The sequence below is a fragment of the Azoarcus sp. PA01 genome, assembly GCA_001274695.2.
In the GTDB taxonomy this organism is placed as follows: Bacteria; Pseudomonadota; Gammaproteobacteria; order Burkholderiales; family Rhodocyclaceae; genus Aromatoleum.
In genome coordinates, this window is the sequence record LARU01000002.1 from 2,090,392 (window position 1) to 2,112,020 (window position 21,629).

Consider the following 21,629-nt stretch of genomic DNA (forward strand, 5'->3'; position numbering starts at 1 on the left):
CCAGAATTCGCCGAGCCACCGCTCCCCCTGCATCCACCCGAGCTGCGATTTCCCCCATGCTTCTGCGCTTTACGAAAATGCACGGCCTCGGCAACGATTTCATCGTCATCGACGCCATCCGCCAAGCCGTCCACCTGACCCCGGAGCAGGTCCGCCATCTTGCCGACCGCCATTTCGGCGTCGGCTGCGACCAGCTGCTGGTGGTCGAAAAAGCGACCCGCCCGGACGTGGATTTCCGCTACCGGATCTTCAACGCCGATGGCGGCGAAGTCGAGCAGTGCGGCAACGGCGCGCGCTGTTTCGTGCGGTTCGTGCATGAGCAGGGGCTCACCGAGAAGCGTCGCATCCGCGTCGAGACGCGCTCCGGCATCATCGCGCCGCAGCTCGAAGACGATGGTCTCGTGACCGTCGACATGGGCGTGCCGGTGCTCGAGCCCGCGCGCGTGCCGTTCGTGTCGGATTCGGACGCCGTCGTCCAGCCGTTGCAGGTCGGCGACGCGCGCGTCGCGATCACCGCGGTGTCGATGGGCAACCCGCACGCGGTGCAGGTCGTCGCGGATATCGACGCCGCACCCGTCGCCGCGCACGGAGCGCTGATCGAACGCCATCCGCGCTTTCCCGCACGCGTCAATGCCGGCTTCGTGCAGGTCGTCGACCCTCACCGCATCCGCTTGCGGGTGTTCGAGCGCGGTGCGGGAGAAACCCTTGCTTGCGGCACCGGCGCGTGCGCGGCGGTCGTCACCGTGATCCTGCGCGAACTTGCGCAGTCGCCCGTGCGCGTCGAGACGCGGGGCGGAGAGCTCGACATCACGTGGGGCGGCCCGGGGCAGCCGGTGCTGATGACCGGCCCGGCCGTGACTGTTTTCGCGGGTGAAATCGACGTCGGCTGAGCGAGCTGGGCCGGGCGGTTTCGCCGATTGCAACGAACACGAGGAGGCGCGCCTGCGCCTCACGGGGAGCAGCTTTTCCATGAATGCCGCCGATGTCGCACGCTATCTGAAGGAACATCCCGACTTTCTCGCCGACCATGGCGAGCTGTTCACGCAACTGACCGTTCCGCATCCGCATGGCGGGCAGGCGATCTCGCTGGCGGAGCGGCAGCTTCATGCGCTGCGCGACAAGATCCGGCAGCTCGAAAGCAAGCTCGCCGAACTGATTCGCTACGGCGAGGAAAACGACGAGATCGGCGAAAAAGTCCATCGTCTGGCGCTGGCGCTGGTCGAAGCCGAAGACTACGACACGCTGCGGTTTGCGCTACTCGAAAACGTGCGGGACAACTTCTCGGTGCCGAACGTCGCGCTGCGCATTTGGGCCGCTGCGCAGTCGCGCGAAGGCGAGGACTTTTCTTCGGTGACTGAAGAGCTGCGCTTTTTCGCTGCCGACCTGAGCCACCCGTATTGCGGCGCGCCGGCGAATCTCGAAGTGATCGACTGGTTCGGCCCCGCCGCCAGTCATATCCGTTCGGTGGCGCTGGTGCCGCTGCGCCGTGACGACCAGGTGCTCGGCCTGCTCGCGCTCGGCAGCGAAGAGGCCGAACGCTTCTACCCCGGGATGGGAACGCTGTATCTCGCCCGCATCGGCGACCTGGTCGCGGCAGCGCTGCGACGGCAGCTGGCCTGAAAGTGTGCGCCGCGGGCCGCGAGGCCGCGGCGCAGGAACAGCCCGTCGTGCGAGCCTTTGCAGCTCGCCATCCTCCCTACACACCCTTCTGCATCGGGTCAAGGTTCACAACGCGGCGTTCGCCGCGCAAGGAACCGATGAGCCTCGCGGCGCCGGCGCGAACGCCACGCGCTGCCCTGCCGCGACCGACCTTTCTGCTCGCGCCTCCTGCCAGACAATCGTTGCCCAAATCGGGTAACAAAGTTCGAGCCCGCGCGCGGCTATTCAGCTATTCTGAAACATCTCTTAACAAATCTTCCCTCGGGCCCGACGCTGCAGGCTATGGGAGCAAGGCAGCAATGCCAGATATTGATCCTGAAACTCCTCGCGCCGATGCGCCCGACAGCCCCGACCAGGAGCCGGCGCAGAGCCGCGTCTCGCTGCTGCGCAATGCGGCGATCCTGCTTGCCCGCTACCAGGTTCACAGCCTCAGGCGCCTGTTCGAGGAGTTCGAGCGGGATATCCTGCTGCCGATCCTGCTCGGCGAGATCGCGCTGCACAATATCGGCGCGCTCGAACACGACGATGAAAGCGATCGCCTCACGGCCGACGAAGTCGAGGGCGAATCCGACGAAGTGCATATGTCGCGGCTGCGGCCGTGCAACGCCTATTCGATCGCGGCCGCGACCGGCCTGCCGCGCGAGACGGTCCGGCGCAAGATCGGGCGCCTCGTCGAACTGGGCTGGATCCGCAAGCAGCAGAACGGGCATCTGTATCTCACGCCGCGCGCGCTGAAGCATTTCGGCAACCTCCTGTGCTCGCGCGATCTGCCGGAGTTCCTCGAAACCGCGGATCGCGTGCGCAAACTGCGGCACCCTCGGGGCCGGACAAATCGCGGCAAAGCCTGAAGCTGCGGCGGCGCTGGTGAGGGGACGCTGGTGAGGCGGCGCCGCTCGCCTTACACTCTCGCGCCTGACTCATCTCCCTGCGGTCCCCCTCCCGATGTCCAAGCTCGTCCTCAATCCCGGCAAGGAGCGTTCGCTCCTGCGCCGTCATCCCTGGGTTTTTGCCGGCTCGGTGGCTCGCCTCGAAGGGCGCGCGCGACCGGGCGACACCGTCGACGTCGTCGCCGCTGACGGCCGCTTCCTCGGTCGCGCGGCATGGTCGCCGGAATCGCAGATCCGCGCGCGGATGTGGTCGTTCGCTGCCGACATCACGATCGATCATGCCTTCTTCAAGCGTCGCGTCGCCGAATCGGTCGCCCGCCGGGCGACGCATCCGCTGCTCGCCGGCGAGAGCGGGGTGCGGCTGATCCACGGCGAATCGGACGGTCTGCCCGGCATCATCGCGGACCGCTTCGGCGACGTCGTCGTCATGCAGCTGACGAGCGCCGGCGCCGAGAAATGGCGCGACGCGGTCATCGCCGGGCTGGTGCAGGCGACCGGCTGCACGGCAGTGTACGAGCGCTCCGATTCCGACGTGCGCGGCCTCGAAGGGCTCGGGCCCCGGACCGGCTGCGTGCATGGCGAGCTGCCGGAGGGCGTGCTGACGATCGTCGAGAACGGCGTGCGCATGGAAGTCGATGTCATCGGTGGTCACAAGACGGGCTTCTATCTCGATCAGCGCGACAATCGCCGCCTGACGGGTGTGCTCGCGGCCGGGCGCAGCGTGCTGAACTGCTTCTGCTACACCGGCGGGTTCTCGCTGCAGGCGCTGGCCGGCGGCGCGACGTCGGTGCTGTCGATCGACTCGTCCGCGCCGGCGCTCGACGCGGGGCGGCGCAATCTGGCGATGAATCCGCAGCTCGACGCGGCGCGCGCCGAATGGCTGCAGGCAGACGTGTTCGAGGCGCTGCGTGCGCTGAAAGGCGAAGGGCGGCGTTTCGACCTGATCGTGCTCGATCCGCCGAAGTTCGCCCCGTCGGCGGCGCACGCCGATCGCGCGGCGCGCGCGTACAAGGACATCAACCTGTTCGGCTTTCGCCTGCTCAATCCTGGCGGCATCCTGATGACCTATTCCTGCTCCGGCGGCATCGGCCTCGAACTGTTCCAGAAGATCGTCGCCGGCGCGGCGAGCGACGCCGCGGTCGATGCGCGCATCCTGCATCGCCTGTCCGCGTCCGCCGATCACCCGGTCGGCCTTGCGGTGCCTGAAGGCGAATACCTCAAGGGACTTGCGCTTCAGGTCGGCTGAGCGCGTTCGCCCGAGGGCGCGCGCCAGTCCGGATTCGGTCCGCGCTCGCCGGCCGTGAAGGCGGCGCTGGCCAGACCCAGCGCGAGCACGATCAGCAGGAAATAGTGCAGCTGCCAGCGGCGCGGCGCAGCGCGGCCGTCGCCGCGTCCCGCCTGCCGGCTCGCCATCAGGCCGAGCGCAGCGACGACGACGAGACCGGCACCGAGCAGCTGCGACGACAGGCCGCCGAGCAGCACGCCGCGCGACGGATCGAAGCGATCGGGCCAGAAGAACGTCGGCCCCTGCAGCAGATGGATTGCGCCGAACACGCACAGCACGATCGCCAGGGCCTGGAACGTGCGCATCGCGACCGCTCAGGGCGTGGAGAACAGCTCCGCGCTTTCGTCGCCGGCGCGCCGGGGAAAGGCGAGGCCGAAATGCTGCCAGATCGACACGCTCGCGATGCGCCCGCGCGGCGTGCGCTGCAGATAGCCCTGCTGGATCAGGTACGGTTCGAGCACGTCCTCGATCGTGTCGGACGATTCGCCGATTGCAGCGGCGAGGTTGTCGAGCCCGACCGGGCCGCCGCCGAACTTCTCGAGCATTGCGCCGAGCAGCTTGCGGTCCATCAGGTCGAGCCCGAGGTGGTCGACGTCGAGCATCAACAGCGCGGCATCGGCGACGGTGGCAGTGATGTCGCCGTCGGCTTTGACCTGCGCATAATCGCGGACGCGGCGCAGCAGCCGGTTCGCGATCCGCGGCGTGCCGCGTGCGCGCCGCGCGATCTCGACCGCTCCGGCGTCGTCGATCGCGACGTCGAGCAGGCCGGCGGAGCGCCCGACGATGTACGCGAGCTCCTGCGGCGTGTAGAACTCGAGCCGCGCCGCGATGCCGAAACGGTCGCGCAGCGGGTTCGTCAGCATTCCCGCGCGCGTCGTCGCGCCGACCAGCGTGAAAGGCGGCAGGTCGAGCTTGACCGAGCGCGCCGCCGGGCCTTCGCCGATCATGATGTCGATCTGGAAGTCCTCGAGCGCCGGATAGAGAATCTCCTCGACGACCGGCGACAGGCGGTGGATCTCGTCGATGAACAGCACGTCGTGCGGTTCGAGGTTCGTCAACAGCGCGGCCAGATCTCCGGCGCGCTCGAGCACCGGCCCCGAAGTCTGGCGCAGGTTCACGCCCATCTCGGCAGCGACGATGTGCGCGAGCGTCGTCTTGCCCAGTCCCGGCGGGCCGAACAGCAGCACGTGGTCGAGCGCCTCGCCGCGGGTTTTCGCCGCCTGGATGAAGATCTCGAGCTGTTCGCGGATCTTTGCCTGCCCGACGTATTCGGCGAGCCGCTTCGGCCGCAGCGCGCGCTCGACGACGTCTTCGTGGCGGTCGGCGGCCTGCGCCGAAATCACGCGCGGGGCCTGCAGTTTGTCGGTTTCGATCATCGCGAGAGTTTAGCCTGAGCCGCCCGTGCCGCGAAACTCGCGTGCCCTCGTGGCGTCAGGCTTTCGACAGCAGCCGCAGCGCCTGGCGGATGCCGTCGGAGACGTCTGTCTCGGGCGGGATCGCTTTCAGCGCCGATTGCGCTTCCTTGTCGTTGTAGCCGAGCGCGAGCAGCGCGTTGAGGATGTCGCTGCGGCTGTCCGCAGGGTGCGTTGCGGCGCCTGGAACGGTGCTCGCGCCGAGCCCGGGCAGCGCCCGGCCGAGCTTGTCGCGCAGTTCGAGCAGCAGCCGCTCGGCGGTTTTCTTGCCGATGCCGGGAATCTTCACGAGGCGGCCGGTTTCCTGCAGCGCGACCGCCTGCGCGAGATCGCCGACCGATAGCCCCGAGAGCACCGACAGCGCGGTGCGCGCGCCGATGCCGGACACTTTCAGCAGCTGGCGGAATGCGGCGCGTTCGTCGGCGCTCGCGAAGCCGTACAGGAAATGGCCGTCCTCGCGGATCGCCAGATGCGTGAACAGCGACAGCGACTCGCCGGTCGCCGGCAGGCCGTAGAACGTGCTCATCGGCACGTCGATTTCGTAGCCGACGCCGTGCGTGTCGACGACGATCTGCGGCGGGTTCTTTTCCAGCAGGATGCCGGTGATGCGTCCGATCATGAGTGGTGGTCCGGAGGTCTGGGAGTTGTGCCCGATCAGCCGCGCGAGCCGAACGCGAGCGTTGCGGCGAGCACCAGGCCATGCAGGTTCGTCGCGGCGATCGTCAGCCTGATCGCCGGCGCGAGTTCCGCCGGTTCGCCGGCGTGCTCGCGCAGCTGCCGCGCGGCATGAAATGAGAGGACCAGCGTCAGCGCCGCGGCGGCGCACGCCTGGGGCAGGTTGTCGCGTCCGATCTGCAGCACGAGCCAGCCGTAGGCGACCAGCGCGATGCCGAAATAGCCCCATTTCGCGGTGTCGGCGCCGAGGCGCACGACGAGGGTGCGCTTGCCGGCCGCGGCGTCCGCGGCGCGGTCCGGGAACTGGTTGATGTAGAGGAGGTTCGCGACGAGCAGCGCGAACGACACGCCCGCCGCGACCGGCGTCCACGCGAACGCGCCGCGCTGGACGAAATCGGCGCCGACCACGACGAGCAGCCAGCACGCCGCGACAGCGAATTCGCCCGCTCCGCGGCTCGCGAGCTGCAGCGGCGGCGCCGAATACGCCCAGCCGAGCACGAGGCCGGCGAACCCGAGCGCGACGAGGCCGCCTCCGGCGCCGAGCGCGAGCCACAGCCCGGCCGGGATCACCAGCGCGAACAGCGCGTAGCCGAACGCCGCCGTCTCGCGCCGCGTTAGCACGCCGTTCTGGATGAAGCGGCTGCCGCCGGTGAACGGATAGATGCGCTCCGAGTTCGCGGCGTCGGTGCCGCTGACCGCGTCGTGGTAATCGTTGAGCACGTTCGCGCCGGCGTGGGCGAGCAGCGCGAACAGCACCGTGAGCCCTGCGCGCAGCCCGTCCAGCGCAACGCTGTCGGCATGGGCCGCAGCGAGCCCGATCAGGCAGCCGGCGAGCGTGACGCTGAGGAAAGCCGGGCGCGTCGCCGCGAAGTAACGCCGCGGCGCGTTCGCATAGCGTGGCGGTGTCGGCTCGGCGGCCGGAGGCGCTGCGCGACTCACAGCAGCACGATGTCGAACTGTTCCTGCGAATAGCTCGCTTCCGGATGCAGCGAGATCTTCTTGCCGATGAAGTCCGACAGCATCGCGAGCGACTGGGATTCCTCGTCGAGGAAGAGGTCGATGACGTTCGGCGCGGCGAGCACGCGGAACTCGCGCGCGTTGAACTGGCGTGCCTCGCGCAGCAGCTCGCGCAGGATTTCGTAGCACACCGTGCGCGCGGTCTTGACTTCGCCGCGGCCGTCGCACGTCGGGCAGGGTTCGCACAACAGATGGGCGAGCGATTCGCGCGTGCGCTTCCTCGTCATTTCGACGAGGCCGAGCGCGGTGAAGCCGTTGACCGTCATCTTGGTATGGTCGCGCGCGAGCGCCTTCTTGAACTCGTCGAGCACCATGTCGCGATGCTCGACGTTTTCCATGTCGATGAAATCGATGATGATGATGCCGCCGAGGTTGCGCAGGCGCAGCTGGCGGGCGATCGTCTGCGCCGCCTCGAGGTTGGTCTTGAAGATCGTGTCGTCGAAGTTGCGCGCGCCGACGAAGCCGCCGGTGTTGACGTCGACGGTCGTCATCGCTTCGGTCTGGTCGATGATCAGGTAGCCGCCGGACTTGAGGCTGACGCGCCGCGCGAGCGCTTTCTGGATCTCGTCCTCGACGTTGTGCAGGTCGAACAGCGGCCGCTCGCCGCCGTAGTGCTCGAGCAGCGGCAGCACTTTGGGGGTGTACTCGGCGGCGAAGGCGGCGAGCTTCTGGTGGTTCTCGCGCGAATCGACGAGGATGCGCGAAGTGTCGTCGTCGACGAGGTCGCGCAGCACGCGCTGGCCAAGGCCCAGGTCTTCGTACAGCAGGCTCGGCGGAAAGCGCCCGGTCGCGCTGTTGCGGATCTCGCTCCACAGTTTGCGCAGGTACGCGATGTCGGCGCCGAGTTCGTCGTCGGACGCCGATTCGGCCATCGTGCGGACGATGAAGCCGCCCGCTTCGTCCGCCGGCACCAGCCGCGTCAGGCGCTCGCGCAGCGCTTCGCGCTCGGATTCGTCCTCGATGCGCTGCGAGATGCCGATGTGCTTTTCCTGGGGCAGGTACACGAGCAGCCGCCCGGCGATGCTGATCTGCGTCGACAGGCGCGCGCCTTTGGTGCCGATCGGGTCCTTCAGCACCTGCACCGTGAGGTTCTGGCCTTCGGCGAGGATGCGTTCGATCGGCCGCCCGCCGTCGCCGTTGTGCCGATCGCTCCAGATGTCGGCGACATGGAGGAAGGCGGTGCGCTCGAGGCCGATGTCGATGAACGCGGACTGCATGCCGGGCAGCACCCGCACGACGCGGCCGAGATAGATGTTGCCGACGATGCCGCGGCTCGCGGTGCGCTCGACGTGCAGTTCCTGTACCACGCCCTGTTCGACGATCGCGACGCGCGTCTCCTGCGGCGTGAAGTTGATGAGAAATTCGATGCTCATTGCGGAAACCGGTAATGGGGAATGCGCAATCGATGATGCGGACATCATCGATTGCGCATTGCCCATCGCGCCCCGCCGGTGAGCTGCCGCGGTTACAAAGGATAGCCGAAGCTTTCGAGCAGCTGGGCGGTTTCGAACAGCGGCAGGCCCATGATTCCGGTATAGCTGCCGCAAATCTCCTCGATGAACAGCGCCGCTCGCCCCTGGATGCCATATGCACCCGCTTTGTCCATCGGTTCGCCGGTGGCGATGTAGTGGCGGATCTCGGCGTCGTCGAGGGGACGAAAACGCACTTCGCTGATGCTCGTCCGGCTGCGCGTGCGACTGCCGTCGCTGAGCGCGACTGCGGTCAGTACGCGGTGCGTGCGTCCCGACAGCTGGTGCAGGATTGCCGCGGCGTCGGCGGCATCGGCCGGCTTGCCGATGATCCTGTCATCGAGTTCGAGCGTCGTGTCGGCGCCCAGCACCGCGTGATGCGGCAGTGAACGCCACTGCAGGCGCCGACACCCGGCTTCGGCTTTCGTCAGCGCGAGGCGTTCGACGTAACGTTCGACCGGCTCGCCGGGGTGCGGGGTTTCATCGACATCCGCGTCCTTGCCGCGCTCGCCGCCGCGGAACACGAGCAGCTCGAATTGAACACCGATCTGGCGCAGCAGCTCGCGCCGGCGCGGGCTGCGCGATGCCAGATAGATGCGGGGCTGAATGGGCTTCATGGGTATCGGGGCGCCGGGGAGGTCGAGTCGGGCTGAAATTCTACCGCGTGCAGTGCCGCTGCCGGCGCGGCAATCGTTTGCGCAGGCTATTCGCGGTGATAGGGATGGTTTTTCAGCACGCTCCAGGCGCGATACAAGGCTTCGGCGAGCAGCGGGCGGACCAGCGCATGCGGAAGCGTCAGGCTCGACAGGCGCACGCGTTCGTGTGCCGTCGCCTTCAGCGGCGGCGACAGTCCGTCCGGCCCGCCGATGATCAGCGCGACGTCCTCGCCGCCGGCCTGCCAGGCTTCGACGCGGCGCGCGAGCGCCATCGTCGTCAGGTCGGCGCCGTGCTCGTCGAGGATCACGCGCCGGCAACGCGCCGGCAGCGCCGCTTCGATGCGCGCCGCTTCGGCGGCCATCATCGCCTCGACGGTCTTGCCGGTCGTGCGCGGCTCGGCCTTCACTTCGACGAGCTGCAGCGGCAATTCGCGCGGCATGCGTCGTGCGAATTCGCCGAAGCCGGCCTCGACCCACGCCGGCATGCGCGTGCCGACGGCGACGATCAGCAGCTTCATCGCCGACGGGGCCGGCGCGCGGCGTCACGCCGCATGCCGCGGTTCATTCGGCCGTCAAGTGAGCCGTTCCGGCAGCGACGCGCGAGCGCTTCGGCGTCGTCGCCCACAGTTCCTCGAGGTTGTAGAAGTCGCGGGTGGCCGGCTGCATGATATGCACGACGATGTCGCCGAGATCGACCAGCACCCATTCGCCGGTCTCCTCGCCTTCGACGCTGACGACATGGCCGCCGGCTTCCCTGACTTTGTCCTGCACGTTGCGCGACAGCGCTCGTGTCTGCCGGTTCGAGTCACCGCTGGCGACGACGATGCGGTCGAACAGCGACGTGAGCTTGGTGGTGTTGATGACCTCGATGTCCTTGGCCTTGATGTCTTCGAGGGCGTCGACGACGGTTTTCTGCAGTTTGCGTATGTCCATCAGTTTCCGTGATAAAGGTGGTGTCGCGCGATATAGTCGAGGACCGGATCGGGCAACAGATAGCGGGCACTGCGTCCCGCGTGGATCAGGGCGCGCACTTGCGATGCGGAGATCGCGAGCGGCGTCATGTCGAAGGGAACGATCCGGCCGGCGGGTGACTCGCGCACGGCTCCCGGGTCGTTGCTCATGTGATCGCTGCACACGGCGTCGAGTTCCGGCGACAGGGCGCCCGATCGGCGATCGTGATGCGGCGCATAGCCCGGGCGGTTCGCTACGGCGACATGCGCGAGTTGCAGGAGGTCGCGCCAGCGGTGCCACGTCGGCAGGCCCTGGAACGCATCGGCGCCGAGGATCAGCACCAGCGGGCGCTGCGGGCCGAGCGCCGCGCGCAGGCGCTCGAGCGTCAGCGCGGTGTAGCTCTTGCCTTGCGCAAACACTTCGCTGTCATCGACGGTGAACGCCCCATTGCCGGCGGTCGCTAGCCGCACCATCGCGAGCCGGTCGGCGGCGCGCGAACGTGGCGCGCCGCGGTGCGGCGGCTGGCCGGCCGGAACGAAGCTGACCTGGCTGAGCCGCAGCGCTTCGTGCGCCTCCTGCGCGAGGCGCAGGTGACCGATATGGATCGGGTCGAAGGTGCCGCCGAAAATGCCGAGCGGCCGCGGCTCAGGACTCACGGCGCTCATCGAGGGCGTCGCGGAAAACGTCGCGGGCGTTGGCATAGAAGCTCGCGAACACGATCGGGATCAGCAAGACCGGCAGCGGCACCGAGAACAGCGTCGCGAGCGTCGGCGAGATCAGGCCCAGCATGCCGATGACGAGGCCCGGCAGGAGCACGCAGAAGATCATCAGCGCGACCGAATAAGCCAGGAACGGACGCCAGTTGCGCAGGCACGCGATGAAGCTGAAGAACATCGCCTTGTGCGGCGGAATGTTCCACCAGCCGGCGAGGATCGGCGCGAACCAGTAGGCCATCATCACCGGCGTCGACAGCGCGATCGCGATCAGCAGCGCGGACGTGAAGCCGGGCGCGACGGCCGCCGCTTCGGGATCGACTTTCTCGCCGCCGGTCATGATCTGCAGCAGCGTGCCGCCATCGGCGATCGAAGTCAGGAACAGCACCAGCAGGCTGCCGGCGAGGTACAGCGCGCCGATCGTGACGAGCCCGCGCAGGTTCTGCTGGAAGCCGGAGAACAGCACGTCGGGCCCGGCCTTGCGGCCTTCGTCGATCTCGCGGCAGGTGTTGAGCACGCCGAGCGAGAACACCGGCATCAGCAGCGATGCGAGCGGCTGGCCGATCAGCGGCACGACGCTGAGCAGCACCAGCATCAGCAGGTAGCCGAGTGAGGCGAAAGTCAGCAGCGCCGGGTTGCGGCGCCAGATCACGAGGCCTTCGCCGAGCCAGGCGAAGCCGCGGGCGAGCGGGAGTTGTCGGACTTGCATGCGGTCTATGACTCGTGGTCGGTGTCCGGCGCCGGGCTGTGGTCCGGCGCGGAGGTGGGGGCGGGCAGCGGCAGCGCGGGGCGCCCGGCGAACGTGTCCTGCCAGGCGGCGTAGAGCGCGCCGGCGAGCACCGGGACGAGGACCAGCATGCCCAGCCCGGCCGGAAGCATCGCGACCCACGTCAGGATGTACAGGATGACGCCGAGGATGACGAAAGTCAGCAGGTTCGACAGGCACGCCTGCGCCGACAGCTTCATCGCGTCGAGCGGCGAGACGTCCTGCAGCATCACCAGCGCCGGCGCGAACCACAGCGCCATCACGAGCAGCACCCACAGCACGGTGAACACGACGACCGCCAGCATCATGCCGCCCGCAGCCAGTCCCATGCCGGCGAATGCGCCGACGAGCATGCCGGTGAGGGCCGCGCTGCCGCCGACCGCCGCCGCGATCAGCGCCGCGAGCAGCGCGCCGAACAGGTGGAATGCGCCGATCATCAGCAGGTTGCCGGCGTGGCGGCGCAGCCCGTCGAAGAGATGGTCGATGCGCAGCGCCTGGCCGCGGTCCAGCGCCTGCGCCCCGGCGAGCATGCCGGCGACCAGCACCGGGAAGGCCAGCGGCGCCACCGCCCAGCCGAGGAACGGCACGAAGCCGAGCGCGCTGAGGACGACGATCAGGATCACGGTCTGGATCATCCAGACGCCGGGCCGCGCGGTGAACATGCGCCAGCCGGCGGCGAGCCACTGTAGCGTCTGCGCGGGTGCGACGTGACCCGGTTGGGGTAGCGGATGGCGTCGCGGCGAAGCGCCGGCGCCGGGATGCGGATCGGTCATCATTCAGACAGGGAGGCAGTGGGGTGCGGCAATGTGCCGGCGCAGGATGTCGCGGTATTCGGCCGGCGGCTTGACGAGCACCATCTCGCCCGCTTTGGGCAGATGGAAGTCTTCGGCGCGCGACAGCCAGAACCGCAGCGCCGCGCCGCGCAGCATCGCCGGCCACGCGTCGCGCTCCGCGGCTTCGAACGGGCGCTCGGCGTGGTAGGCGGCGAGCAGCGCTTCGGCGCGGGACGGGTCGAGTTCGCCGCCTGGCGTTGTGCACCAGTCATTGACGGTGACTGCGACATCGAACAGCAGCGCGTCATGGCCGGCGAAATAGAAATCGATGACGCCGCCGATCCGGTCGTCGTCCCACAGCACGTTGTCGCGGAACAGGTCCGCGTGGATCACGCCACGCGGCAGCCGGTCGTACGCGACCCCCGCCTGGACGGCGAGCTCGGCGTCGAGCAGCGCCTGCTCGTCGTCCGGCAGGAACGGACGCACGCGTGCCGCCGCGGCATCGCGCCAGGCTGCGCCGCGCGGGTTGTCCTGCCTGCGGCCGTACGACAGGCCGGCCAGGTGCAACCCGGCGAGCATCGCGCCGACACGCGCGCAGTGGCCGGTGCCGGGCGTCATCTCGGAATGTCCGGAGAGTCTCCTGACGAGCGCGGCGGGCCGGCCGCTGAGCGTGCCGAGGTATTCGTTGTCGCGGTTGGCGATCGGCGCCGGCACCGGCAGGCCGTGACGCGCGAGGTGCGCCATCAGGTGCAGGTAGAACGGCAGCTCGGCGCGCGGGATCGCCTCGAACAGCGTCAGCACGTAGCGGCCGAGCGTCGTCGTGACGAAGAAGTTGCTGTTCTGCACGCCCGCCGAGATGCCCTGCAGCTCGACCAGCCGGCCGACCGCGTAGCGGCCGAGCCACGCGGACAGCTCCTCGGTCGAGACGGGCGTGAAGACGGACATGGGCGGGTCGCCGGCCGGTTCAGCGGACGTGCGTCACCAGGACTTGATGACCCACATCGGCACCGACAGCGTCGGCATGACGTCCTGGCGCGCCATGACGCCGTTGCCTTCGTGGTCGACGAGGTAGTAGGGCACGCCGTGCGGCGGCGTCACCTTGATCATGTAGAGGCGGCCGCGGATGCGGTATTCCTGCACCGTGTCTTCGCCGCTTTTCTTGATCGTCACTTCCGGTTCGAGCGATTCGTCGCTCATGCCCGGAGGAATCGGTGGCGGTTCGGGAATCGGTTCGAGTTGCGGCGGCCGCTGGGCGGCGACCGGCGCGGCGATGGCCATCAGCAGGACGATCAGGGTGCGGCGCATGGGGCTCTCCTTGGATGAGGCCGATTCTAGCAGAGGCGCGCCGAAACGCCCGTCGCGCAAGGCGCCCGCGTCGCGCAGGGTTCGCACGGCATGCCGGGGGCAAGGGCCGGGGCCGGCACGGGATTCCTTCGTCACCGGTTCGCCCGGGCGGTGGACGGACGGTCACAGGTTCAGCATCAGCTCGTGCTCGTCGGGCAGTGGCAGGAAGCCGCGCGTTTCGTAATGCTTGAAGATCGCCTCGACGACGTCTTCGGGCTTGTCGATCAGCTGGATGAGGTCGAGGTCCGCCGGGTTGACCATGCGTTCGGCAATGAGGCGGTCGCGGAACCAGTCGAGCAGCCCTCGCCAGAACGGTTCATGAACGAGGATGATCGGGATGTTGCGGCTTTTTCCCGTCTGGATCAGCGTCATCGCTTCCATCAGCTCGTCGAGCGTGCCGAAGCCGCCCGGCATCACGACGTAGGCCGACGCGAACTTCACGAACATGAACTTGCGCGCGAAGAAGTGCTGGAAGGTCTGCGAGATGTCCTGGTACGGATTCGCCGCCTGTTCCAGCGGCAGCTGGATGTTGAGGCCGATCGACGGGCTCTTGCCGAAATACGCGCCCTTGTTCGCCGCTTCCATGATGCCCGGGCCGCCGCCCGAGATCACCGCGAAGCCGGCGTCCGACAGCAGCCGGCTGATGCGCTCGGTGAGCATGTAGTACATGTGGTCGGGCGGCGTGCGCGCGCTACCGAAGATCGACACTGCCGGGCGGATCGCGTTGAGGCGTTCGGTCGCTTCGACGAACTCTGCCATAATTCCGAAGATTCGCCACGACTCGCGCGCGTTGAAGCGCGGGGCCGTGCTGCTCGGCGCGCTGGGTGGGATTTTTTCTTTCGCCGTCATGTTGTTCTCGATTCTCGTCTCACGGGATCTGCCCGGGTCTCGGTTTGATTCCCGTTGCATCGACCCCGTTCTCCGAAGGATGTTTTTCCAATGCCCGTGCTGCTGCTCGTCGATGGTTCCAGCTATCTCTACCGCGCATTCCATGCGTTGCCGGACCTGCGGACGTCGAAAGGGGAGCCGACGGGGGCGATTCGGGGTGTGCTGTCGATGCTACGTCGCCTCGAAAGCGACTACAAGGCGGAATTCCGCGCCTGCGTGTTCGACGCGAAAGGCAAGACTTTCCGCGACGACTGGTATCCGCAATACAAGGCGCACCGCCCGTCGATGCCGGACGACCTGCGCGCCCAGGTCGAACCGCTGCACGAGGCGGTCAAGGCCGAAGGCTGGCCGCTGCTGTGCGTCGATGGCGTCGAGGCGGACGACGTCATCGGCACGCTGACGCGCCGCGCGCTCGAGCGCGGCTGGGAAGTCGTGATCTCGACCGGCGACAAGGACCTCACGCAGCTCGTGCGCCCCGGCGTGCGGTGGGTCAACACGATGAGCGACGAAGTGCTCGACGACGCCGGCGTTACCGCCAAGTTCGGCGTGCCGCCGGCGCTCATCGTCGACTACCTCGCGCTCGTCGGCGACACCGTCGACAACGTCCCCGGCGTCGAGAAATGCGGCCCGAAGACGGCGGTGAAATGGCTCACCGAATACGGCACGCTCGACAACCTCGTCGCGAACGCGGACAAGGTCGGCGGCAAAGTCGGCGAGAACCTCAGGAAGCATCTCGAATTCCTGCCGCTCGGCAAGCGCCTCGTGACCGTCGCGACCGACCTCGCGCTGCCGATCCAGCTCGAGGACCTGCCGGCGCGCGACGATGACAAGGTCGCACTGCGCGCGCTGTACGAGCGCTTCGAATTCCGCGGCTGGCTGCAGGCGATCGACGACGACAAATTGGGGTCGGACTCGATTTCGCAAACCGCGAAAATCGAGTCCGACCCCAATTTCGAACCCGGTGCCCACCGCGCCGGCTACGAGAGCATCCTCGACTGGCCGACGTTCGAGCGCTGGCTGGCGAAGCTCGAAGCCGCCGAGCTCGTCGCGTTCGACACCGAGACGACGAGCCTCGACCAGATGGGCGCGAAGCTCGTCGGCATGTCGTTCGCGATCGTCGAAGGCGAGGCCGCGTACCTGCCGCTCGCGCACATCTACCCGGCGGCGCCGGCGCAGCTGCCGCTCGCCGAAGTGCTCGCGAAGCTCCGGCCGTGGCTCGAGTCCGACGCGCACGCGAAGCTCGGCCAGAACCTCAAGTACGACGCCCACGTGCTGGCGAACCACGGCGTGCGGCTCGGCGGCATCGCGCACGACACGCTGCTCGAGTCGTACGTGCTCGAGAGCGACCGGCCGCACGACATGGATTCGCTCGCGAAGCGCCACCTCGGCCTCGACACGATCCCCTACACCGCGGTGTGCGGCAAAGGCGTCGGCCAGATCTGCTTCGACCAGGTCGCGATCGAGCGTGCGACCGAATATGCCGCCGAGGACGCCGACATCACGCTGCGGCTGCACCGCACGCTGTGGCCGCAGCTCGAGGCGACGCCTGCGCTCGCCGCGCTGTACCGCGACATCGAAATGCCGGCGATGGCGGTGCTGTTCGACATGGAGCGCACGGGGGTGCTGATCGATGCGTTCCTGCTCACGCAGCAGAGCGAGGAGCTCGGCCGCCGGCTGATGATGCTCGAGCGCGAGGCGCACGAGCTCGCCGGCCAGCCGTTCAACCTCGGCTCGCCGAAACAGCTCGGAGAGATTTTATTCGGCAAGCTCGGGCTGCCGGTCGTCAAGAAGACTTCGACCGGCCAGCCGTCGACCGACGAGGAAGTGCTGCAGCAGCTCGCCGACGACTACCCGCTGCCGAAGCTGCTGCTCGAGCACCGCGGGCTGTCGAAGCTGAAGAGCACTTACACCGACAAGCTGCCGCGCATGGTGAATGCGAAGACCGGGCGCGTACACACGAGCTTCGCGCAGGCCGTCGCCGTCACCGGCCGGCTCGCGAGCTCGGAACCGAACCTGCAGAACATCCCGATCCGCACTGCCGAAGGACGCCGCATCCGCGCCGCGTTCATCGCGCCGCGCGACCACGTCATCGTGTCGGCGGACTATTCGCAGATCGAGCTGCGCATCATGGCGCACCTGTCGAACGACGCACGGCTGTTGCAGTCGTTCGCCGAAGGGGAGGACGTGCACCGTGCGACCGCCGCGGAGATTTTCGGCATGCCGCCGGGCGAAGTCACGAGCGAGCAGCGCCGCTACGCCAAAGTCATCAACTTCGGCCTGATCTACGGCATGAGCGCGCACGGACTGGCGAAGAACCTGGGTCTCGAACGCGCCGCGGCCGCGGCCTACATCGACCGCTACTTCGCGCGCTACCCGGGGGTCGCCGCATACATGGAACGCACGCGCAGCGAGGCGCGGGCGCGCGGCTACGTCGAGACTGTGTACGGCCGCCGCCTCTATCTGCCGGAGATCCGCGCGAGCCAGGCCGGGCGCCGCCAGGCTGCCGAGCGCGCTGCGATCAATGCGCCGATGCAGGGCACGGCCGCCGACCTGATCAAGAAGGCGATGATCGCGACCCGGCGCTGGCTGGCCGACGCGCAGCTGCGTTCCCGGCTCGTGCTGCAGGTGCATGACGAACTGGTGCTCGAAGTGCCGCGCGACGAACTCGAAACGGTCAGGGCGACGCTGCCGGGCGTGATGACCGGTGTCGCCGACCTGTCGGTGCCGCTGCTCGTCGAAGTCGGCCACGGCGAGAACTGGGACGAGGCGCACTGAAATCGGCCTGTCCCTGCGGCTTTTGCCGCGTCACTTCTTCCAGTGGTCGGCGTTGCGGATGCCGAGTTTTTCGGGGTCGAACGTCGGGTCGAGGCCTTCCTTCTTCTGCCGCTCGTAGTCGCGCAGCGCGACGAGCGCGGGTTTTTGCAGGATCAGGATCGCGATGATGTTGAGCCACGCCATGACGCCGACGCCGATGTCGCCGAGGTCCCAGGCCGCGCTCGCGGTCCTGACCGCGCCGTAAGTGACCGCGCACAGCATCAGCAGCCGCAGCGCGAAGACCAGCCCGGGACGATGCACCTTGCGATTGATGTAGGTGAGGTTGGTCTCGGCGATGTAGTAGTACCCGACGATCGTCGTGAAGGCGAACAGCGTCAGCGCGAGCGCGACGAAAATGCTGCCGAAGCCGGGCATCACCGCTTCGACTGCCGCCTGCGTGTAGCCCGGGCCCGCTTCGACGCCCGGCAGCGCCTCGACGAGCATCGAACCGTCCGGATGCCTGACGTTGTACATCCCCGTTGCGAGCAGCATGAACGCCGTCGCCGAGCATACCAGCCACGTGTCGATATACACCGAGAACGCCTGCACGTAGCCCTGCTTCGCCGGGTGCGAGACTTCCGCCGCGGCCGCCGCGTGCGCACCCGAACCCTGGCCGGCTTCGTTCGAATAGACGCCGCGCTTGACGCCCCATTGCACCGCGAGGCCGAGCACCGCGCCGAAACCTGCTTCGAGTCCGAATGCGCTCGCGAAGATCAGCCGGAACATCTCCGGCACGCGCTCGACGTTGAGCAGCACGATCACGAGCGCGACCAGGACGTACGCCAGCGCCATGAACGGCACGACGAATTCGGCGAAATGCGCGATCCGCTTGACCCCGCCGAAGATGATGAAGCCGAGCGTGATGACGATCAGCGCCGCTGTCACCGCCGGCTCGATTCCCCACGCCATGGTCAGGCCGGAGGCGATGCTGTTCGCCTGCACGCCGGGCAGCAGCACGCCCATCGCGATCACGGTCGCGACGGCGAAGATCCACGCATACCAGCGCTGGCCCATCGCCTTCTCGATGTAGTACGCTGGGCCGCCGCGGTACTGGCCGTTGTCGTCCTTTTCCTTGTAGATCTGTGCGAGCGTCGATTCGACATACGCGGTCGACGCGCCGAGGAACGCGACCATCCACATCCAGAATACTGCGCCGGGCCCGCCGAACGTGATCGCGGTCGCGACGCCGGCGATGTTGCCGGTGCCGACCCGTCCCGACAGCGCGATCGTCAGCGCCTGGAATGACGACACGCCGGCGTCCGAACTCTTGCCGCTGAACATCAGCCGCACCATCTCGCCGATGCCGCGCACCTGCATGAAGCGCGTGCGGATCGAGAAATACAGGCCGACGCCGAGGCACAGATACACGAGCGCCGGGCTCCAGACGTAGCTGTTGATCGTGGATATCAGGCCGTCCATGGTTTTTCCTTGTCGTTCGCTGTGCTGCCGGTGGAAGCGATTATCACGGCAACGGCGGCGCAAGCCAATTTGCCACGCAGCGAACATCGCCGAACCGCCGCTTTCGGCGAGCGGCGCCGGGAAGGTATACTCGCCCGCTTTATGCGGCTGCGCACCGCCCGTTCCGCTGCGACCGGGCGTTTGCGAACGATGAGACCCCACCCTTGGCTCTGACCCTACTCGGATTGTCCGGCGCGCTGACCCACGACCCGTCAGCGGCGCTCTATATCGGCGGCCAGCTCGTGGCCGCAGCCGAAGAAGAGCGCTTCGTGCGCGACAAGCACGCAAAGAACCGGATGCCGTACGAAGCGGCGAAGTTCTGCCTCGAGTTCGCCGGCATCGGGCCGGACGACGTCGACGCGGTCGCGATCCCGTTCGCACCGATCAGCATCATGGAGCCGGCGCGCTGGCACTACGCGAAGCGCTACTGGTACGCGCCCGACCGCGGGCTCGATGCGATCCTGACCGGCAACCGCCGCTTCCACCGCTATAAAAAGCGCATCGAATGGTGCCTGCAGCAGCTCGGCTTCGATCCGAAGAAGACGAAGATCGTGCCGGTCGAGCACCACCTCGCGCACGCCTCGAGCGCGTACCACTGCTCCGGCTTCACGGAAAAAACCGCGATCCTCGGCATCGACGGCAAAGGCGAATACGCGACGACGTTCTTCGGTTACGGCGAGAACGGCCGCATCCACAAGATCAAGGAATTCTACGACCCCGATTCGCTCGGCGGTCTGTACGGCGCGATCACCGAGTACCTCGGCTTCGAGATGCTCGATGGCGAATACAAGGTCATGGGCATGGCGCCCTACGGCGACCCGCACAAGTACGACTTCTCGCGCCTCGCGAAATTCGACAACGGCGAGCTCGTCGTCGACACCGACTACGCGAACGTGATCGGTTTCCGGCGCTACAAGGAACACGGCAAAGGCTATTACTTCTCGCCGAAGCTCGTCGACTGGCTCGGCCCGAAGCGCGCCGGCGACATCGCCGACGAGCCGTACATCCATTACGCCGCGAGCATGCAGAAGCTGTTCGAGGACCTCGCGCTGCAGATGATCGACTATTACCTCGGCGACATCCTGCGCGACACCGGGCGGCTCGCGTTCGCCGGCGGCGGCGCACTCAACGTCAAGCTCAACCAGAAGATCATCGCGCGCCCCGACGTGCGCGAGCTGTTCGTGCAGCCGGCGTCCGGCGATTCGGGCACCGCGATCGGCGCCGCTTCGTATGTGTCGGTCGCGCGCGGCGTGCCGATCGAGAAGATGGAGCACGTCTATCTCGGCCCGCGCTACACGGACGAGGAAGTCATCGCCGCGTGCGCGAAGCACCCGTCGCAGCCGCAGTGGCAGCAGATCGCCAACGGCGACGTCGAAGTGCCGGCCCGCATCGCGGAGCTCCTCGCCGACGGCCACCCGGTCGCGTGGTTTCAGGGGCGCATGGAATTCGGCCCGCGCGCGCTCGGCGGGCGCTCGATCCTCGGCTGCCCGAGCGCGGCCGGGGTCGCCGACCGCATCAACGAGCAGATCAAGTTCCGCGAGCGCTGGCGCCCGTTCTGTCCGAGCATGCTCGACACCGTCGGCCCGCAGATGCTGCAGACCGACCACCCTGCGCCGTTCATGACTTTCACGTTCGAAGTCGCCGACGAATGGAAGACGCGCGTGCCCGAAGTCGTGCATGAGGACGGCACGTCGCGCGCCCAGGTCCTGAAGCGCGAATACAATCCGCGCTACTACGACCTGATGAAGGAACTCGAAAAGCTCACCGGCAACGGCGTCGTGCTCAACACGTCGCTGAACCGCCGCGGCGAACCGATGATCTGCTCCCCGACCGACGCGCTGAACATGTTCTTCGGCTCGGATTTGCAGTATCTGGTGATGGAGGATGTGCTGGTCGTGAAGGGAGTGGATGGGCCGACATGACGGCGTCGGCCGAATTGACCCTCAGTGTCGTCATCCCTGCGTACAACTATGCGGCGACGCTGCCCCGTGCAGTCGAATCCGTCGTGAACCAGCTGGGCCCGACGCATGAGCTGATCGTCATCGACGACGGTTCGACCGATGCCACGCCCGAAGTCCTCGCGGAACTCGCCCGCCGCCATCCGCATGCTTTTCGTGCCGTGTACAAGGAAAACGGCGGTCTTTCGTCAGTGCGCAACCGGGGCATACTGGAAGCGCGAGGGAGTTTTCTGATATTTCTCGACGCCGACGACGAGCTGCTGCCCGGCGCGCTGGCGGCGCTGGACGAGCACATCGACGCGCATCCGGACACGCGCATGGTGATCGGCGGGCACGTCAGCGCCTGGCCCGACGGAAAGCGTCGCGAAGACATCCCTGCGGACCTGCCCGGCGAGCCGCTCGACCGCCTGCGCGCCTACCTGCTCGACAAGCGGCTCGCACTTTCGAACGGCGCCTGCGCGATGCATCGTGACGTGTTTTCGCGGGGCGGTTACCCGGAGCAGTTCCGCAGTGCCGAAGACATTCCGGTGTTCGCACAGGTGCTGGGGAACTATCCGTGCACCCTGCTCAAGAAGCCGCTCGCATGCATCCACAAGCATGACGACAGTCTGCGGCATCAATTCACCCACGCGAAGGCGGGCGGACTGGCGCTGGTGGACGAAATATTCTCGCCAAGGCGACTGGGGAGCGAATTCCAGGACCTGAAGGGGCGCGTGTACGTGCAGCGCTGTCTGTCGCTGTTTCGCAGCGCCTATATTGCGGGGGACGCCGCTGCGGCCAAAGGATATTTTCGCGCCGCGCTGAAACAGGACCGGCGCGTCATTTTCGCCGGGGCGTATGTTCGCAAAGCGCTGCGCCTGTGGGTCTGCGGCAGCCGCTGATGCAAGGATGCAGCCGCACGACG

Annotated in this window: 22 protein-coding genes; 7 read left to right on the forward strand and 15 right to left on the reverse strand. The window is 67.5% G+C overall.

Annotated elements, in window-relative coordinates; translation table 11 throughout:
- Positions 1–56: 56 nt before the first annotated feature.
- The 4 genes from dapF to PA01_10690 all read left to right on the forward strand — a co-directional run bounded on the left by dapF (position 57) and on the right by PA01_10690 (position 3,792).
- Positions 57–890 (forward strand): diaminopimelate epimerase, encoded by an 834-nt coding sequence (gene dapF / locus PA01_10675; GenBank protein ID KON81996.1) that lies wholly within the window; start codon positions 57–59, stop codon positions 888–890.
- Positions 891–969: 79 nt separating this feature from the next.
- Positions 970–1,620 carry a DUF484 family protein gene (locus PA01_10680; protein ID KON81997.1) on the forward strand — a complete coding sequence of 217 codons (651 nt, stop codon included), beginning with the start codon at positions 970–972 and terminating at the stop codon, positions 1,618–1,620.
- Between the two features lie 338 nt (positions 1,621–1,958).
- Entirely contained in the window at positions 1,959–2,507 is a 549-nt protein-coding gene (locus PA01_10685; protein KON82447.2) for a hypothetical protein, read from the forward strand.
- A gap of 94 nt (positions 2,508–2,601) precedes the next feature.
- Positions 2,602–3,792: a class I SAM-dependent methyltransferase gene (locus PA01_10690; GenBank protein ID KON81998.1), complete on the forward strand. Its 1,191-nt coding sequence runs from the start codon at positions 2,602–2,604 to the stop codon at positions 3,790–3,792.
- Here PA01_10690 and PA01_10695 read toward each other — a convergent pair.
- The 14 genes from PA01_10695 to PA01_10760 form a co-directional block, all read right to left on the reverse strand.
- Positions 3,780–4,136, reverse strand: a complete 357-nt coding sequence (locus PA01_10695; GenBank protein ID KON81999.1) for a hypothetical protein — start codon at positions 4,134–4,136, stop codon at positions 3,780–3,782. The two genes, PA01_10690 and PA01_10695, sit on opposite strands and share 13 nt — an antisense overlap.
- 9 nt (positions 4,137–4,145) lie before the next feature.
- Positions 4,146–5,207 (reverse strand): Holliday junction branch migration DNA helicase RuvB, encoded by a 1,062-nt coding sequence (gene ruvB, locus PA01_10700; GenBank protein KON82000.1) that lies wholly within the window; start codon positions 5,205–5,207, stop codon positions 4,146–4,148.
- A 55-nt stretch (positions 5,208–5,262) separates the two neighbouring features.
- A complete protein-coding gene (ruvA, locus tag PA01_10705) occupies positions 5,263–5,862 on the reverse strand; it encodes a Holliday junction branch migration protein RuvA (GenBank protein ID KON82001.1) in 600 nt (199 codons plus the stop codon).
- 35 nt (positions 5,863–5,897) lie between these two features.
- On the reverse strand, positions 5,898–6,857 hold the full coding sequence (locus tag PA01_10710) for a prenyltransferase (protein ID KON82002.1): 960 nt from the start codon (positions 6,855–6,857) through the stop codon (positions 5,898–5,900).
- Complete coding sequence (gene rng, locus PA01_10715; GenBank protein ID KON82003.1) at positions 6,854–8,308, reverse strand: ribonuclease G; 1,455 nt, start codon at positions 8,306–8,308, stop codon at positions 6,854–6,856. The genes PA01_10710 and rng overlap by 4 nt, the downstream gene beginning before the upstream one ends.
- A gap of 92 nt (positions 8,309–8,400) precedes the next feature.
- Positions 8,401–9,021 (reverse strand): Maf family nucleotide pyrophosphatase, encoded by a 621-nt coding sequence (locus tag PA01_10720; protein KON82004.1) that lies wholly within the window; start codon positions 9,019–9,021, stop codon positions 8,401–8,403.
- A gap of 86 nt (positions 9,022–9,107) precedes the next feature.
- A complete protein-coding gene (gene rlmH, locus PA01_10725) occupies positions 9,108–9,578 on the reverse strand; it encodes a 23S rRNA (pseudouridine(1915)-N(3))-methyltransferase RlmH (GenBank protein KON82005.1) in 471 nt (156 codons plus the stop codon).
- Between the two features lie 43 nt (positions 9,579–9,621).
- Complete coding sequence (gene rsfS / locus PA01_10730; GenBank protein ID KON82006.1) at positions 9,622–9,993, reverse strand: ribosome silencing factor; 372 nt, start codon at positions 9,991–9,993, stop codon at positions 9,622–9,624.
- Positions 9,993–10,676 carry a nicotinate-nucleotide adenylyltransferase gene (gene nadD / locus PA01_10735; protein KON82007.1) on the reverse strand — a complete coding sequence of 228 codons (684 nt, stop codon included), beginning with the start codon at positions 10,674–10,676 and terminating at the stop codon, positions 9,993–9,995. The genes rsfS and nadD overlap by 1 nt, the downstream gene beginning before the upstream one ends.
- Positions 10,657–11,433 (reverse strand): hypothetical protein, encoded by a 777-nt coding sequence (locus tag PA01_10740; protein KON82008.1) that lies wholly within the window; start codon positions 11,431–11,433, stop codon positions 10,657–10,659. Before PA01_10740 ends, nadD begins: the two co-directional genes overlap by 20 nt.
- A gap of 5 nt (positions 11,434–11,438) precedes the next feature.
- Positions 11,439–12,263, reverse strand: a complete 825-nt coding sequence (locus PA01_10745; protein KON82448.1) for a hypothetical protein — start codon at positions 12,261–12,263, stop codon at positions 11,439–11,441.
- A 3-nt stretch (positions 12,264–12,266) separates the two neighbouring features.
- Positions 12,267–13,208, reverse strand: coding sequence for a homoserine kinase (locus PA01_10750; GenBank protein ID KON82009.1), 942 nt, complete (start codon positions 13,206–13,208; stop codon positions 12,267–12,269).
- Between the two features lie 33 nt (positions 13,209–13,241).
- On the reverse strand, positions 13,242–13,568 hold the full coding sequence (locus PA01_10755) for a DUF2782 domain-containing protein (protein KON82010.1): 327 nt from the start codon (positions 13,566–13,568) through the stop codon (positions 13,242–13,244).
- A gap of 162 nt (positions 13,569–13,730) precedes the next feature.
- A complete protein-coding gene (locus tag PA01_10760) occupies positions 13,731–14,456 on the reverse strand; it encodes a TIGR00730 family Rossman fold protein (GenBank protein ID KON82011.1) in 726 nt (241 codons plus the stop codon).
- Between the two features lie 90 nt (positions 14,457–14,546).
- On the opposite strand from PA01_10760, the gene polA reads away from it, so the two are divergent.
- Complete coding sequence (polA, locus tag PA01_10765; GenBank protein KON82012.1) at positions 14,547–17,270, forward strand: DNA polymerase I; 2,724 nt, start codon at positions 14,547–14,549, stop codon at positions 17,268–17,270.
- Between the two features lie 30 nt (positions 17,271–17,300).
- Here the strand turns inward: polA and PA01_10770 are convergent, their stop codons facing one another.
- Positions 17,301–18,728, reverse strand: coding sequence for an alanine:cation symporter family protein (locus tag PA01_10770; protein KON82013.1), 1,428 nt, complete (start codon positions 18,726–18,728; stop codon positions 17,301–17,303).
- A 203-nt stretch (positions 18,729–18,931) separates the two neighbouring features.
- Here PA01_10770 and PA01_10775 point away from each other — a divergent pair, with 203 nt between their 5' ends.
- Together PA01_10775 and PA01_10780 are read left to right on the forward strand one after the other, a co-directional pair.
- Entirely contained in the window at positions 18,932–20,689 is a 1,758-nt protein-coding gene (locus PA01_10775; protein ID KON82014.1) for a carbamoyltransferase, read from the forward strand.
- Complete coding sequence (locus tag PA01_10780; GenBank protein ID KON82015.1) at positions 20,686–21,606, forward strand: glycosyltransferase family 2 protein; 921 nt, start codon at positions 20,686–20,688, stop codon at positions 21,604–21,606. Before PA01_10775 ends, PA01_10780 begins: the two co-directional genes overlap by 4 nt.
- Positions 21,607–21,629 lie beyond the last annotated feature (23 nt).